General features: G+C 34.5%; 13 protein-coding genes. 2 read left to right on the top strand and 11 right to left on the bottom strand.

From position 1 onward, the window contains the following. Window positions 1–17: 17 nt before the first annotated feature. Window positions 18–1,982, bottom strand: coding sequence for a WH2 domain-containing protein (locus tag OPR42_RS01630; RefSeq protein WP_265041613.1), 1,965 nt, complete (start codon window positions 1,980–1,982; stop codon window positions 18–20). A 319-nt stretch (window positions 1,983–2,301) separates the two neighbouring features. On the opposite strand from OPR42_RS01630, the gene OPR42_RS01625 reads away from it, so the two are divergent. Both OPR42_RS01625 and dxr read left to right on the top strand, forming a co-directional pair. After that, window positions 2,302–2,796 (top strand): hypothetical protein, encoded by a 495-nt coding sequence (locus tag OPR42_RS01625; RefSeq protein ID WP_010406678.1) that lies wholly within the window; start codon window positions 2,302–2,304, stop codon window positions 2,794–2,796. 27 nt (window positions 2,797–2,823) lie between these two features. Continuing rightward, window positions 2,824–3,999 carry a 1-deoxy-D-xylulose-5-phosphate reductoisomerase gene (gene dxr / locus OPR42_RS01620; protein WP_265041612.1) on the top strand — a complete coding sequence of 392 codons (1,176 nt, stop codon included), beginning with the start codon at window positions 2,824–2,826 and terminating at the stop codon, window positions 3,997–3,999. A 298-nt stretch (window positions 4,000–4,297) separates the two neighbouring features. Here the strand turns inward: dxr and OPR42_RS01615 are convergent, their stop codons facing one another. The 10 genes from OPR42_RS01615 to OPR42_RS01570 form a co-directional block, all read right to left on the bottom strand. Then, window positions 4,298–5,152, bottom strand: coding sequence for an ankyrin repeat domain-containing protein (locus OPR42_RS01615; RefSeq protein ID WP_265041610.1), 855 nt, complete (start codon window positions 5,150–5,152; stop codon window positions 4,298–4,300). Between the two features lie 68 nt (window positions 5,153–5,220). After that, complete coding sequence (gene pstB / locus OPR42_RS01610; RefSeq protein ID WP_010401422.1) at window positions 5,221–5,979, bottom strand: phosphate ABC transporter ATP-binding protein PstB; 759 nt, start codon at window positions 5,977–5,979, stop codon at window positions 5,221–5,223. After that, the gene (gene dapB, locus OPR42_RS01605; protein WP_265041609.1) at window positions 5,976–6,764 is read right to left on the bottom strand and encodes a 4-hydroxy-tetrahydrodipicolinate reductase; all 789 of its coding nucleotides are present in this window, start codon (window positions 6,762–6,764) and stop codon (window positions 5,976–5,978) included. Before dapB ends, pstB begins: the two co-directional genes overlap by 4 nt. A gap of 405 nt (window positions 6,765–7,169) precedes the next feature. Beyond that, window positions 7,170–7,367 (bottom strand): hypothetical protein, encoded by a 198-nt coding sequence (locus tag OPR42_RS01600; protein ID WP_127463564.1) that lies wholly within the window; start codon window positions 7,365–7,367, stop codon window positions 7,170–7,172. A gap of 141 nt (window positions 7,368–7,508) precedes the next feature. Next, window positions 7,509–8,318, bottom strand: coding sequence for a hypothetical protein (locus OPR42_RS01595; RefSeq protein ID WP_265041607.1), 810 nt, complete (start codon window positions 8,316–8,318; stop codon window positions 7,509–7,511). Between the two features lie 124 nt (window positions 8,319–8,442). Continuing rightward, window positions 8,443–8,919, bottom strand: a complete 477-nt coding sequence (locus tag OPR42_RS01590) for a hypothetical protein (RefSeq protein ID WP_265041605.1) — start codon at window positions 8,917–8,919, stop codon at window positions 8,443–8,445. A 160-nt stretch (window positions 8,920–9,079) separates the two neighbouring features. After that, window positions 9,080–10,243 (bottom strand): phage major capsid protein, encoded by a 1,164-nt coding sequence (locus tag OPR42_RS01585; RefSeq protein ID WP_265041604.1) that lies wholly within the window; start codon window positions 10,241–10,243, stop codon window positions 9,080–9,082. A gap of 737 nt (window positions 10,244–10,980) precedes the next feature. After that, window positions 10,981–12,258 (bottom strand): IS4 family transposase, encoded by a 1,278-nt coding sequence (locus OPR42_RS01580; protein ID WP_265041416.1) that lies wholly within the window; start codon window positions 12,256–12,258, stop codon window positions 10,981–10,983. Between the two features lie 784 nt (window positions 12,259–13,042). Next, the gene (pyrF, locus tag OPR42_RS01575; protein WP_017532286.1) at window positions 13,043–13,723 is read right to left on the bottom strand and encodes an orotidine-5'-phosphate decarboxylase; all 681 of its coding nucleotides are present in this window, start codon (window positions 13,721–13,723) and stop codon (window positions 13,043–13,045) included. Window positions 13,724–13,766: 43 nt separating this feature from the next. Further along, on the bottom strand, window positions 13,767–14,933 hold the full coding sequence (locus OPR42_RS01570; protein WP_406848673.1) for a hypothetical protein: 1,167 nt from the start codon (window positions 14,931–14,933) through the stop codon (window positions 13,767–13,769). Between the last annotated feature and the right edge of the window lie 126 nt (window positions 14,934–15,059).

Below are 15,059 nucleotides of genomic sequence, written 5' to 3'. Positions count from 1 at the left end.
CTTTGAAATCAGCCACTTCACACTTTTGCAGCAAATATTTCCCTGCGCTCGTTCAAAGGAAGAGTAGATGGGTCTTGCACCTCATTACTCACTTGGTCTGCACCACTTCCTTTTGTTGCAGAAGGAGAAGCACCTTTCTCCTTTTTCTCCTGTCTCATCTCTTGTCTTGTCTTATCAAGGTTGATGTAAGGTATAGAATGTGGTTGTGTTTCCCAATCTTCATCATCAGATACATTACCACTATTGCTCAATAAACTATTACTAGGGCTATTTAGTAGTGAAAGTGTACTTACATTTTTGGAGAATACTGTTGCTACATCTAGCCGTTGTACGTGGTTCTCTTGATCTTTATTGAACGTTTTCTTTGGTTCTGTAGGTAATCCTTCAAAACTATCAAGAGAATCATCTTGTGCGTCTAAGGAATCTAGCTGTTCATATTGACAATACATTTTCTTTCTTCGTCCTAGAACTGTTCTTTTCAAACGATCATTCATATAATCTCCTTGTTGCATACTCTCGCTATTGCTTGGCTCTTTGTCAGTTTTTTGACTTTCAACTTTCCTTATTGGACCTGTAGTAGTATCACTATTGCTATGTTCAAGCTTTTTTGCCTCCTGTAAACCACTATTTTGTGATTGATTTTGATTTAGCGTTTGTACGCCGTTCTCTCGCTTTTCAGCAACACTTTCCTCCTCTTGTTTTTGAGGTATTTTTAAACCATCCTTTGGAACTGGTTTCAAAATAACACCTTTTTTAATCCCTGCAAGTAGATTGCTTCGAGCATCTACTGGAGTACCAGATTGTTTTTGCTGCACATCTTTTTGATTAGTATCACTAAGGCTACTTTTTCTTGTTACCCTTGGCTCTGTGTTTGGTTTTACAGGCATCAAAGGTGGTGGCGGAGGTGGTGGTGCACTGGGTGTTCCAGACATTACTGGAAGTGATGATGTAGGAGTATTACTATGTCCAAGTTCTTTTGCTTTCTGTAAATATTGTGATTGATTTTGACATACTTCGTTGTTTTGCTGTTGTACGTTGTCCTTTCCAACAATTCCTTTCCTTCGGCTTTTGAACTTTTTGTGCAAATCAGCCATCAAATCTCCATTTTCTTGTTGCTTGCCACCTCCTGAGGGTATGGATTTATTATTAGCATTATTCTTTAGAGTAGGTGATGTTGGTGCACTGGATGTTCCAAGCGTTACTGAAAGTGATGATGTATGAGTATTGCTGTGTTCAAGTCCTTTTGCTTTCTGTAAATCTTGTGATTGTTTTCTACCAGGATCAACTCCTTTCTCGTTGTTTATTGCAGAAAGGTGTGAATTGATAAGATATGCAGCTAAGCTCAACATAACCGATGCAGAAACAAAAGCAATAACTGCAGAAGACACTGGCACTGCAGCACTACTTAATACCGCTGAAATGATGAAATACGTGCATACTCCAGCTACAGGACCGGATGTACACAATAACAAAATAGCAATTGAATATTTTAAGGCAGTTGCCTTTTTTTGTTCTGCTACAGATGACTTTTGATTTTCACTATCAGACTGTACACCATTATGTTGTCCAGTCATAGGTTTTTTCGGCACAACCTGTTTAGTATTGCTTCTGTCATTTTTAGTTTTGTCACTCGCATTATCTTCTTCTTTTGACTGAGCGCTATTTCTGGTTTCTGGATTCTTAACATGAATACTATTCTTGCTTCCTTCATCTGCAGTTTCGCTATCCACATTATTTTTTTCTTGTATTTTCTTAAATACTAAACTCTCTTCAAAATTGAAAGGTGATTGTTGAACAGAACTCTTAGATTGAACTTTTTTTAATTGAGTGCTATTGCTGGTTTTTGATGGAGTACTACCAAGAGTGTTTTCATTTTTATCGTTATTTTTTGCTGGCTTCCAATTTTTTCTCCAATCTGCAGGTGGTGGAGGTGGGGGTGGTGGCGGAGCTGATGATGGTGTGTTATTATTATTAGTAAGCATTTTTCTTCCTCATTATTAATATTATATTAATGATGATTAAATTATTAGTACTTGTCAATAATTTATGAGTAAGTTAGTATTAAGATAATAAAATAAAAAGGAAAGAGAGAGGAGCAGTCTTCTAAGAAGAAATAGAAGCTATCTTAAACCTCAAGTCATCACTTTGTTACCGCAGCACATCATCGATGTTTTGGTATAGAGTAATCAGAATCATAAAAATAGCTTAGTGTTAGCTATTTTTATGATAACCTCTCTTAAACAATTGATATTTTACAGTGTTTTTGGTAAAATAATAGCTTAAGGCTTAGAATAAAAGTTTATGAGTGAAGCACAAGGTCCAAATATTGCAGAATGGCAGGCACAGCAGCAACACCAGGAAGCCGCTAGTGAGAAAAGTGGTTTCGGTCTTGGTCATAGTGACTCTGTTGCAACAATTGTGGATGGAATGAAGTGGATGTTCAACTTTCATGAAGGAGCAATTGCTGCTTATAATAATGTGTTTGAAGGTTTGGTCAGTGGTAGCAGTCTAGTAACGTTATTTGGGAAATCAGGTAATATGTTTGGCATAAAATTTCTTGAAAGTCTTGCTGAATATTTTTCAGGTGGTGGTGGAGAAGATATGCCATCAGAAGGAATGGGTATGGACTACGGTGATGAGGGGCATCATCCGGATGATTATCCCCACTCTAACAATGAAATAGCTCAAAGTGCCGATGGTTTGCATGATATGCATGATGCAGGTGATCATCATGGCCAATCTTTTTCACCTGGTCCTTCACCATCTGTTGGTGATGATCATGAGCTTGGTTACTAAATAACTAAGAAGATTTTATTGTAATTAGTGAAAAAAGTTTCAGTTTTAGGATCAACAGGAAGCATTGGAAAAAAGACTGTAGATTTGCTCTTAAAGAGAAAGGAAGAATATCAGGTGGAAGCACTAAGTGCCAATTCTAACTTTGCTCTGCTAGCACAACAGGCAAATCTACTTAATGCAAAATATGCTGCCATTTCTGATGAAAGGTTCTACAAAGATTTAAAAGAAGATCTACTTGGTACAAACGTCAAAGTAGAAGTTGGTGCTCCAGGTCTAGCAAATGTTGCTTCTCTACCTGTTGATCTCTCAGTTATTGCAATAGTTGGCATCGCAGGCCTTGAGCCAGTTATAAAGGTTATAGAAAGTGGTACTAAAGTTATTGCCCTAGCAAATAAAGAAAGCATTGTTTGTGGTGGCAAGTTACTGCTTGAAAAAGCTAAAGAAAGGAGCGTACAAATAATTCCCATCGACTCTGAACACAACGCAATTTTTCAAGTTTTGCAAAATGATGATAAATGTGTAGAAAAGATTATACTCACTGCCTCTGGTGGACCATTTTTAAATTATAGCCTTGAACAATTAAGAAATATCACAGTAAATCAGGCACTAAGTCACCCTACTTGGAAAATGGGAAAGAAAATCTCAGTTGATAGTGCAACAATGATGAATAAAGCACTAGAAATAATAGAAGCACATCATTTGTTTAATATTAGTCCAAATAGAATTGAAGCAGTAGTGCACCCTGAATCGATAGTACATGGAATTGTCGTTTATCACGATGGATTCAGCTTTGCTGTGCTTGCAGAAACTGATATGGAAATTCCCATTGCATATGCTTTGTCTTGGCCAGAAAGATCAACTTTAAATCATAAATTAGATTTAACAAAGCAAGGAAAATTGACCTTTCAAGAACCAGACCACAAATGTTTTTCTTCACTAAAGCTAAGCATGGAAGTGTTAAATTCTTCTTCTCCACATACAAATAGTATTGTTTTGAACGCTGCAAATGAGATAGCTGTTAACGAATTTTTGAAGTCACGAATCGGCTTTTTAGAAGTAGTAGAGGTAGTAAAATCAACAATAGAAAACTTTGACAAGTACTCTGATATTAACTCACTATCCGACATAACAAGTATCGATTTTGAAAGCCGTATTCTTGCCAATGAAATCATAAAAAGTAAAGGTATCTGTTCAGCAGAGTGATAAAATAAGGTAGACGAGAAAAGACAACTAAATGGGTGTAGCTATCCAGCAAAATTCATTGCAGATAAGACAACATTTTCGATCAAAAAGCTGTATTCCATAATGTCATTCCAGTAGCTGACACTGGAATACAGAAAAGCAGCTAGTTTCAGCTACTCGAATGACAAGACTAGAAAGAAATGGGTATCATCCCAGTCTGGCATCCAGTCTTTTAGTCATCAAACATTGTAAGGTATTTACCAAATTAGCTTGATTCCAGCATCAAGTGCTGGAATGATACCTTACCTGAACAGATAAATCACTTAGCATGTTCGAAATCAACCTGAGAGAAATTTACATCGTTAAGAACTGTATTTGCTCTATACAGACAACCACACCCTATTGCAAAGAACAGCAATGCAGCTGCAGCAAACGGAACTGGGTTATAAACTGTGAAACATAGACCAACAGCAAGTACTCCAGATAACAAAAAAGCACAAGCATAATTAGTTTGTTTCCTTTTTTGAGCGACTGCTTCTATCTTTAGGAATTCTGGTTCTATTGCTTTCTTGACATGTCCTGCAATACAATCTCTTGGACTTTTGTTTTCATAGTTTTGAATATTAGGTTTGATATTTGGATGTGTAAGTAATATTTTTATCATGTTTACATTTCCCAACTTGCAAGCAATGTGTAGAGCTGTATTTTTTTCCTTCTTGCCGGTCTTAATTTCCTCCTCTGCACGAGCATAATTTTGAGGTATAAATCCTTCATTAACAGGTTGTGAATTGTTAAGGTATACACAACCCCCTCTACCCTGATCTACTACTTCTCTCTCCTCAAATTCGTAAACTGGATAACCATCATGTTCCTTTGGTTTTCTCTTAATAACAGCTTGCTTGCTTTTAATATTTAAATCGATTTTTTTATGTTCTACAAGCAACTTAGCCATAAGCTCTAAACATTGATGTTCCTCGTTATTACTAGTAACAAAAGCTGAAATAATGCACATCAGAGGTGTCATTCCATCTTCAAACGCGTTAACATTCGCTCCTTCTTTCAATGCTTGTTGAAAATGATTCCAAGCTTCCTCAGGTGTTATTCTTTCACCACTAGCATTTTGAAATTCAATAGCTTTAAACAACTTTTTTGTTGCTTCACTTGTACTAAACATTTTAACCCCCTATCACAATAAACTTGATAAAATTATACATAGAAAAAATTAAAATATCAACTATTAAGCTAATGATCCAGAATATACTCCTTCGTTAAAGGAGACTGAGCATTTTCAAAGATTTCTTGAGTACTTCCGAATTCAACAATCTTGCCATTGCAAAAGAAAACTATGCTGTCAGATAATTTTTTAGCTTGCTTCATCGAATGAGTTACCATAATTATGGTGAACCTCAATTTCAATTCTTGTATAAGATTTTCGATTGCATTGGTTGCCATTGGATCAAGAGCAGAGCATGGTTCATCCATTAATAAAATAGTTGGCTTTACTGCAATTGCACGAGCAATGCATAATCTTTGTTGCTGGCCACCAGATAAATTTAGTGCACTATCTTGCAATCTATCTTTCAACTCTTCCCATAAACCAACCTTAGTTAAACTACTCTCTACTATTTCATCTAATTTTTGCTTATTTTTCACCATTCCATGCAACTTAGGCCCATAAGCAACATTATCATATATTGATTTTGGAAAAGGGTTGGGTTTTTGAAATACCATACCAACTTTTGCTCTGAGCAATACAACATCCATATCACGTGAATATATATTACCCAGCCCATCGATTACCAGTTCACCAGTCGCTCTACATCCAGGTACGTAATCATTCATACGATTAAAACAACGCAAAAATGTCGATTTACCGCACCCAGAAGGTCCGATAAAAGTTGTGACTTTCTTTTTGCAAATATTCAAATTTATATCGAATAAAACTTGTTTAGAGCCATACCAAAGATTTAAATTTTTAACGAAAGCGTATTTATCGCTCATACTAAATCCTGCATTGAATAAAGTCCTGGAGTTTTATTCTCGCACAACCATATTGCTGCTTGAACCGCCCCTCTAGCAAACGTTGTGCGGTCAATTGCCTTGTGATTTAATTCTACTCGTTCATCGGAATTGACAAACATGACACTGTGATCTCCTATTACTCCACCTCCACGAGATACTGCAAAGCCTATTCCTCCTTTCCCTCTTATATTTGAATTATTATGTGAATATTGATTGAGCTCAAAATCCACTTTTGCAGCGTTAGCAACTGCTTTACCAAACTCTATAGCTGTTCCAGATGGTGAATCCTTTTTTAAATTGTGATGCATTTCCCAAATTTCAACGTCATACTCATTACCTAAAAGCTTGGCAGCTTCTTTTACCAATTTCAGCAACACATTAACTCCAACACTCATATTTGCTGACCATAATATTGGAACTTTAGCAGCATATTCTTTTAAATTTAGACCTTCTATTCCAGTTGTGCCACTAACTAGCGGTTTTTTAAATTTCACGGCCGCCTTAAGGCATTCTAGCATACATTCTTTAGTTGTAAAATCTATTACAACATCGGACGATTCAAATACCTCACTAATAGAACTTGTAATTTTGATTCCTAAATTGCAATTATTGCCTACAATAGGCCCAATATCTAAGCCTATATACTCACTGCCCAAGCGAGCAACAGCACCTGCTATTTCCACTTTGGTATTCGTAATTAATTCATTGAGTATTTTCTTACCCATTCTGCCTAAGCAGCCTATTACTCCAACTTTGATTTTCATAAAGCTTTTTCCACTATGTTAGGCTTTTTTTGAAGCTTTGTCATCTTTATAAGCTTAGCATATTTAGCCTTACACTGATAAAACTATAGCTATACATCGATGAATCTATTGAAAATTGATACGAAAAATTGTAATTAGTCAATTTTCTCCTATGGAGAAAACTTATAAAGAAAAAAAGAGCACCAACTTTGGTGCTCTTTTGTGAAGGATTTGGTTTAATAATAACCGTTTCCTACTATACTCGGATTAGAGACACAATGTCTTTCTGTTGCTAGTGCTCGAGTTGTTGAACTTGGTTATGTAACTTCTGCATCATAAAACTCCTCTGATTCAGTAGTCACTTCCTCAGAGTAAGATCAGATAAATCTTCTCTAAACTTAGAAAGAGATGCAGTAAAAGCATTTATTAACTCTTGTTTTTTTCTTCAATAGTAGTTTTACCTGAAGATTGTCCTTGCTGTGATATGCTTTGTTTCGCAACACTTGTTTCACTTTTTTTACCACCAAACAGCCGCTTACAGCCTGATGAAATTTTTCTTGCAATCCATGAAATTCCTATGTGATCAGCAATCCACTTAAAAAAGTTTTTTATTTTTTTTAACATATTTTACTCCTTAAATTAATAATTTATATTATTATATAAAAAGCATAGTATGTCAACTTTTCCTATAGAGAACGTATAAAGAAAAAAAGAGCACCAAAGGAGGTGCTCCTTTTGAAGGGTTTTGTTTTAACAATAACCGTTTCAATCTACACTTGGATTAGTGACATAATGTCTCTCTGTTGATGATACTCCAATTGTTGGACTTGGTTGTGTAACTTCTGCATCATAAAACTCCTCTGATTCAGTAGTCACTTCCTTATTGTTAACCATTTGTTGTGCCGTAGTAGGATTGAGATTATGCTGCTCCAACGCTGTACCTTCAAACGGCTGATTAGATATATTATCTACTTTAATCTCTGTTACATCATCTTTCAATCCTAACATTTCTTTTATACGGTAGGTGTTTTTTCTACTATAAATTGCATTACAACTTAAATACCTACCATCTTCATTCTTTTTTGTTATTGATTCTATATGTACACTTGTGATGTTATTAAAGTCATTACCATCACCAACGATTTTATATCCATTGTTATCGCACTTTACATATACAAGTAGTTTAGTCAATGAATTCACTCTATTATTGAGATTTTTATACTCTCCTTCTGCTAAAGGTCTATTTAATGAAAGATAGAATTGGTTATCCTTAAATTTAATCTCACCTACTGCTTTAGGTTCATCATTTAATCTTTCTGGAAAATTTTCTGCTGGCTCGACGTTTGTACCTGTTTTAGATACAGGTTCTTCAGTCTCATTTTGCATAGGGGTGCTAACAGTTGGACTTTTATTTACATTCTCATCTGAAGGTCTCTTTGGTGATATATTTTCTTGAGTAGTATTTTTTTTACTACTCAACAACCAATTCCAACCTGATGAAATTTTTCTTGCAATCCATGAAATTCCTGTACGATAAGCAATCGACTGAAAAAAGTTTTTTATACTTTCCCACATACTTTACTCCTTAAATTAATAATTTAATTATTATATATAAAGTTTAATTAGTCAATTTTCTCCTATGGAGAACGTATAAAGAAAAAGAGCACCTGAGGTAGTGCTCTTTTGTGAAGGATAGTAATTATATATTAACAGATTTACCAATAGCAGCAGCTGGTGTTACCGAAATATTAGTAGTTTCTGAATTTGGTGTGTTACTATTATTTGCAATAACTTTAGGTGAATTCAATTTTATTTCTATACAACTTTTATTGCTCACATCTAGCAGCCCTTTCATTTTTTCTGGCTCATTATCACCATAAACTTTTTTGCCATCTAGGGTACCAACTGAATTAATAGATAGACATACATTACCATCTTCCATCTTCGTTTCCGAGTCGTAACGACCTGTGATATATACTTTTCTATTATCATGTGAATCTAAACGAAACTCACCATTAATTACATTACCATGTTTATCTTTATTGTTTGGAAGTGTTGAGTCAATATCTTGCGACATAACCAACCCTATTTTACCGTTGCTCAATTCTACAAAAGATAACGCCACTATCCTTTCCTTAGGGTCACTTACTAGGTTTGCCTTATTACTAGAGACCACAAGTTTTTAATGCTGTTCCAGACTGATGCAATTCTTCCTGCAATCGACTGAAAAAAGTTTTTTATTTTTTTTAACATATTTTACTCCTTGAATTAATAATAATTTAATTATTGCATAAAAAGTATATCATGTCAACTATTTTATAAAATAATATAAAGTTTTAGTACTTACTTGCAATTTTCAACAATTTAATAGCACTGGTGTTTACAACTTCTCCACCAACGCGCTTAGTGACAAAAAATCTAACATAAGGTTTGTTTGTATAAGGGTCTCTCAATATTCTCATTCCTCTGTTATCTACGATCTTATAAGCTTGTTTGAAATCCGCTACTGCAATCATTGTAGGTGGCATATCAGCAGATTGATATACTGGTATTCCCATTAAAGTATCTGGAGTTTCAAGCGATAAACTCGGCTGCCAAAGATACTGACCTGTTTCAGATTTTAGTAGCCTAACGTCCTTTAACGTACTCCTGTTCATCAAAAATGATGCATTTTTAGAGTAATGTTCATTTAGAGAGTAGTACAATATCATTATGGCATCGCTGTCTAGCTTATCAGCTTTAATTTGCTCTATCTTATTATGACCATTTCCATTTTCGTAAGTTAAAATTCCTTTAGGTTGAAAAGTGCCATCACCTTTAATAAAGGCTTCATTCTCCTTCTTACTGAAAGTTTCGGCAACCTTTTCTACAAGCCAATTTTCAACATTGACAAATGCATCATCGAGCAATTTTTGTGATATTTGCGGCTGAGCATAGAGCTCATAAGTTGTGATGGAAATCTTTTGAATTTTAGGTGTACTTGTTTCTTTTGCAAAATCATACTTGGATTTATAGCCACCATCTTCGTCGTCTACTACTTCACCACTCCAACCTGCACCAGCACGGTCACAATCTTCTATAATATAATCCAGCGTTTCAGTAGAGATTCTTTGACTAGAACATATCTGCCGCATTGGAGATGAATCAGTTATACGCTTGTTTATCCGTTTTACAATATGAGGAGTAACTAAATACCCTCCAATATCATTGTCATCTCCACTTAGGGTTTTGTGTGATAACCTGTTTTCCATTCCTTTGCGAATATAATCAGAAAAATATTTATCACCTGTATTAAAATCTGTGCTAATTTCTGGACGTTGAGCTGAAGTTTCAATAAAATCTAAGCGCTCTTTGCAATTATCAATATTACTATTTATCTTGCATAGCTGCTCAGGTCCTTTGCTTTCGATTTCTTTTAGTTTGCGATCATTTATTAATTTAAATTGCTCCCATGATGAAGCGAGTTCATTAACACGGTGAGCGATATCAGTAAGTGACATAATAGCCTCCTTTAAAAATAAAATTAGAATAGTATTGTAATTTGAAGGTAATCTTTAATCTCAGTACCTTTTCGTTGTTATGCAAACTGCATTCAGAAAAAAGACCGGTGAATGGCAGCTTAGTATAACTCAAACGCTTGTTTACAATATGGATCCCAGTGGGCTTTGTTGCATCGCTACCTATGAAAGGCTAACTATACAAGCAACTTATTGAAAATCTTATTTTTTTGCAGTCAATCTGATCAAATTTAAGAATAGTAATTTATTGTTTGTATTAGTAAATTTAATTCTACTTAAAATAGCTAAAGCATTGAAATTCTTGAATTTTAGCTAGATTAGTGAATGGTAGTAAAATTTCTTTTACTCAAATTTAGATATTCACTGACCGTCCTTACTATAAATGCTAGAATAATAAGCTACTGATATTCTTCATTTTTTTATCTTTAATCCGCCGTAGATAGCGATGCAACAAAGCCTCCCAGTGCTGGGAGGCGCCCTCATGGTAAACAACGTTCATACAACTGTATATGTATACTGCCATCACTGCCATTAAGTTAAGGGAAAGAGAAGTTAAGATTGGACAAAAAATTTGAAGTGATTGATAATTATGGTAAATACTAGGGTGAATTTTTAAGAAAAGGGAGTCTGAAAAGTGCAAGTTATTTAAAAAAGTAATAATTGCAGGTTATTTTGCAAAGAATGTACTAATGCAATGATACTGAAAAGATATCTTGAATTTAAAACACATGTTTTCTAGCTCTTTTCTGGTAGTTGAGTGAACGAATATCAGATATCTTATGACGATCAACTCTTCTCCCTTTTCTCACCACTAAAGTGTTCATCAAAAATAACTGTGATAGTCGATACATAATGCAGTCTATGTCTGACTCTGTAGAAAAAATATCAAAGGCTAAGTTTTTAATCGCATTAAATGAGACAGATTTATTGATGCTTTTTTTTAGTTTACTATTCTGTGAGCTCAATGTCTCTTCATCATCTTCTATCATGATACTTTCTAGATTACTGATGAAGATAGTTGACCAAAAATCCTGCTTGATAGTTTCAATACTTTTTCCTGTGAAATTCTCTAAATTTAATCTTCCCTTCAGCCTAGAAAAAAATGTTTCTACTCCCCAGCGCAAGTAATATAATCTCTCAAACTCTTCAACTGTAAAACGTTTCTCATCTAACAGAGATGTTACTAACACTTCAACTTCGCCAGAAGAAAGTATTATTTTGACTAACCTGAATTTCATCTCATCAGGTAATCCTAGCTTTCGTAGCTGTCTTGCTACTTTAATAGGTGCGGTAGACACTACCACCGTACTAGATGGGCTTTCCGGCTTAAACATAGTGTTTATTTCATTGAAAGACGAACTTGAACAGCGAATTATATAATTGATTTTCCTTCCTGTAAGCTCAGCAAGAAATCGATAAGATACGTATCCTCTATCACAGATTAACAAATCGTCTGATTTTATGGATTCAAGCATACCGATTGCTAAATCAACCTCATAGCTGTCACCTCTACTTAGCACAGATTTTATTGCAATATTATTTAGCACATCGTAGCAAACTTCAAAGGTTGCACTTGTATAGTCTTCAAATCTCTGGATTCCATTCCATACTGCTCTTGAGCCAAACTCACCTATTATTTTGTCGCTCTTTGGCAGAATCAGTATTGAAGCATCAAATGCAAGTACTCTGAAGCCATGGTGGGTTTTAAATTCCTGATCTTGGTAGTATAGGGAAACTATATCATCATTTAACTCTGAAAACGCAGTATGTTTTAGCTTCTTTCTTGCTTGAGTAAATGCACTTGCCGTAATTGTATAATCTTTTCTTGTATGCAGAACAAACTCATTAAGCATCACTTGTAATGACTTTACACTCTTTCTAAAAATCAGGAGAAATACATTAACGAAGGGCAGCTTTCTTTTTCGTGAGAAGTCTTTTGAGGATGCTCTGTGTGCGTTTATAAAGTTTAAACTCATCAATTTATTTTTTATAAACATGATTATTCTTTTTTTTACTCATGTCATTACTTCTTTTAATTTGTGAATCTTACCTGATTTTATAATACAGTTCATCACTTTTCCTTAACTTAATGGCAGTGATACTGCCATTCACCGGTCTTTTTTCTGGATTCCAGCATTGGCTTCATGGTAGATACAAATAAACGTAAGGCGCTTGGTAACGAGAGAAAAATGATACTGATTACTTGTTGAAGTAAAAAAAGCAGTGTAGTATTACACCACGGTAAATATTATACTTAATTGTTAGCACTATACAGCATCCATTTTTTTGTGTCAAGCATTTTTTTTCGCTGCGTATCTGTTCAGAAGAATGTGCAAATAAAGTACGTAGCTGTACAAATTTGCCAAAACAATAAATGGTATCCTTTAATTATCCTCTTTTTATCATTTCAGTCACAGCTGTACGAACATTGTGGCAATTTGCATAGTAAACAGTGTCAAGCACTGCCTTTGTGTTCGAGGCAAAATTAGTTTAACATACTGTTTTTGAAACAAGTAGCTTTGCGTGTCTATGATTTCATCCCAGTGCTTGACACTGGGATCTAGTTTTTGGACATTGTTTTTGACATATGTCCTTAAGGACTATTGTTTACTGCATAATTTGCAAATACTTTTTATATCTGGATCCCAGTGTCAAGCACTAGGATGACACCCATTTAGTTATCTTTTCTCGTCTACCTTGTTTTGCCACCCTGCTGAACGGATACATACCGTTTGTTGCTTTTATTCTATGGTACCTTATCTACCTTGCCGCTCTCCTGCTTCAATCAGTAAGGGATTTCAATATTAATTCTGCACTACTTGCGGGATTGCCGCTTTTTGTAATTGGTCTGCCAATTACGATATAATCAGCTCCTGAATTTATTGCTTCTTTTGGTGTTGCTGTCCTTTTTTGATCATCATGACCTCGATTCATACGGATTCCTGGAGTAATAATTTTAAAGTCTTTACCACATTCTTGGCGCACTTCTTGAGCTTCTAGTGCAGAGCAAACTACTCCATGTAGTCCAATCTTTTTTGCAAGCTTTGCTAGCAAAATTACCTGTGATTTTGCTTCCCTTGCTACTCCGAGTTCACTCAGATCTTCATTGCCCATACTAGTTAGTACTGTTACTCCAATTAGCTTTATTTTCTTTCCTTGCACTATACTTAGTGCTTCTTTAAGCATTTTTGTTCCACCACTGATATGCAATGTTAGCATTTCAACATCTAGAGCTTTTATTGCTTCAACTGTTCTAGCTACAGTGTTTGGAATATCATACAATTTTAGATCTAAAAAAATTGGTACATTGCATTTTGCAACTTCTCTCACTCCAGAAGGACCATGTGCAGCAAAAAATTCTAACCCAAGTTTTACCATGCCAACCTTATCACGCAGACCATTAGCCCAAGATATGGCTTCATTCAAATCTTGTGTATCCAGTGCGCATATTATTGGGTTCATTATCTTGTATAATTTTTTTTATAATAAGAGTAATTGTTGCATTTTACAATCCATATTCAGGGATTGGTCCACTTGCAATGCTTTGTACAGACACTGAACACGATAATCTGGTCGGAGTGGGTGAACGACTGGCATATCCAAGATCTTCCTGTAAAGAATCAGACGTTTCCTCCGATGTTTTGGAACCTTTCATTGGCTTGAATTGCACAAGCTGCCCTAATATAAATTTTATTTTCTGAGTCTCCCCTAATATTATTTTTTTGCTATAATCTTTAATTATTTCATTTTCTCTTATCGATTCTTCTATCTTATCTATCACATATTGAAGTTGTTTTATTTGACTGTCTCGCTCTAAAAGTGAATTTCTTAAATTTTTCACTTCGTTATTACAATCTTGTCTTATTCTGTCTAACTCAAAAGATTGATTTTTAATTAAACCATCTGCTTTATCTAGCTCTTCAAATTTCCTTTTTAACTCTTGAGATAAGTTTTTATTTTTCTGATCAATTTCTTTAAATTTACATTGTAATTCATCTAATTTCACACAAAGTTCTTCTTTTCTTTTATGTAATTCTTCTTTTTTCATATATAGTATATGTTTCTCTTTACGTAATTTGTCTATTTCCTTAGATAACTCCTCTTTTTCTTTAGATAATTTCTCTACTTCCTTATATAATTCCTCATATTTATCATTGTCTATTTTTCTTTTCAATTCGATTATAAGTTTTTTCTTCTCAGTTAGATTAGCTTCTTTTTCCTGTAACTGTTTACACAAATATGAGATTTTATGGAGTAGTTCTTTTTCTTGTGCAGCAAGCTCATTTTTCTCCTTCGTTACTTTTTCTAATTCGTCTGTTATTCCAATTATATGGATCATTTTTGCTTCTAATTTCTCCTCCAAAGATTTTTTTTCTTTAAGAAAAGATTTCCTCTCAGCTTCTGCTTTTCGACCAAATTTTCTTCCTTCCTCGTATAAATTATGCTTTTCTTGAGTCAACTCACGCTCTTTGTGAGCAAATTCCTTTCCCACTTTCCTAGTGTCAATAATTATTTTATACAAAATCATAAAAGCCAAAACAGATAATACAGCTAAAGCGAGAATTAAAGAACTAGGTACATTAATAAGCGCTAAAGATGTAATTAACGTGAGAGTAGCCAGAGAACTAGCTATAAAATAAAATGTATTATATTTATTAAGTAAATTGCTCATCACCCATATACAAAACTTCAGCAGTCTTGTATATATTGATTAAAATTATCTTACCTGTAGAGGAGAACACTTATCACAATTGTACCAGTGATAAACTTTAGTTGATATTCTAACTAAACTCAAAAT

The sequence above is a fragment of the Wolbachia endosymbiont (group B) of Melanostoma mellinum genome (assembly GCF_947251465.1).
Taxonomy (GTDB): Bacteria; Pseudomonadota; Alphaproteobacteria; order Rickettsiales; family Anaplasmataceae; genus Wolbachia.
This window is presented reverse-complemented; position numbering and strand designations above follow the sequence as displayed.

Excerpts from the sequence above, each read along its gene's own strand:
- OPR42_RS01600 (WP_127463564.1), bottom strand. The coding sequence starts at position 7,367 with ATGTTAAAAAAAATAAAAAACTTTTTTAAGTGGATTGCTGATCACATA.
- dapB (WP_265041609.1), bottom strand. The coding sequence starts at position 6,764 with ATGAAAATCAAAGTTGGAGTAATAGGCTGCTTAGGCAGAATGGGTAAG.
- OPR42_RS01625 (WP_010406678.1), top strand. The coding sequence starts at position 2,302 with ATGAGTGAAGCACAAGGTCCAAATATTGCAGAATGGCAGGCACAGCAG.
- OPR42_RS01630 (WP_265041613.1), bottom strand. The coding sequence starts at position 1,982 with ATGCTTACTAATAATAATAACACACCATCATCAGCTCCGCCACCACCC.
- OPR42_RS01580 (WP_265041416.1), bottom strand. The coding sequence starts at position 12,258 with ATGTTTATAAAAAATAAATTGATGAGTTTAAACTTTATAAACGCACAC.
- OPR42_RS01585 (WP_265041604.1), bottom strand. The coding sequence starts at position 10,243 with ATGTCACTTACTGATATCGCTCACCGTGTTAATGAACTCGCTTCATCA.
- pstB (WP_010401422.1), bottom strand. The coding sequence starts at position 5,979 with ATGAGCGATAAATACGCTTTCGTTAAAAATTTAAATCTTTGGTATGGC.
- OPR42_RS01570 (WP_406848673.1), bottom strand. The coding sequence starts at position 14,933 with ATGAGCAATTTACTTAATAAATATAATACATTTTATTTTATAGCTAGT.
- OPR42_RS01595 (WP_265041607.1), bottom strand. The coding sequence starts at position 8,318 with ATGTGGGAAAGTATAAAAAACTTTTTTCAGTCGATTGCTTATCGTACA.
- pyrF (WP_017532286.1), bottom strand. The coding sequence starts at position 13,723 with ATGAACCCAATAATATGCGCACTGGATACACAAGATTTGAATGAAGCC.
- OPR42_RS01615 (WP_265041610.1), bottom strand. The coding sequence starts at position 5,152 with ATGTTTAGTACAAGTGAAGCAACAAAAAAGTTGTTTAAAGCTATTGAA.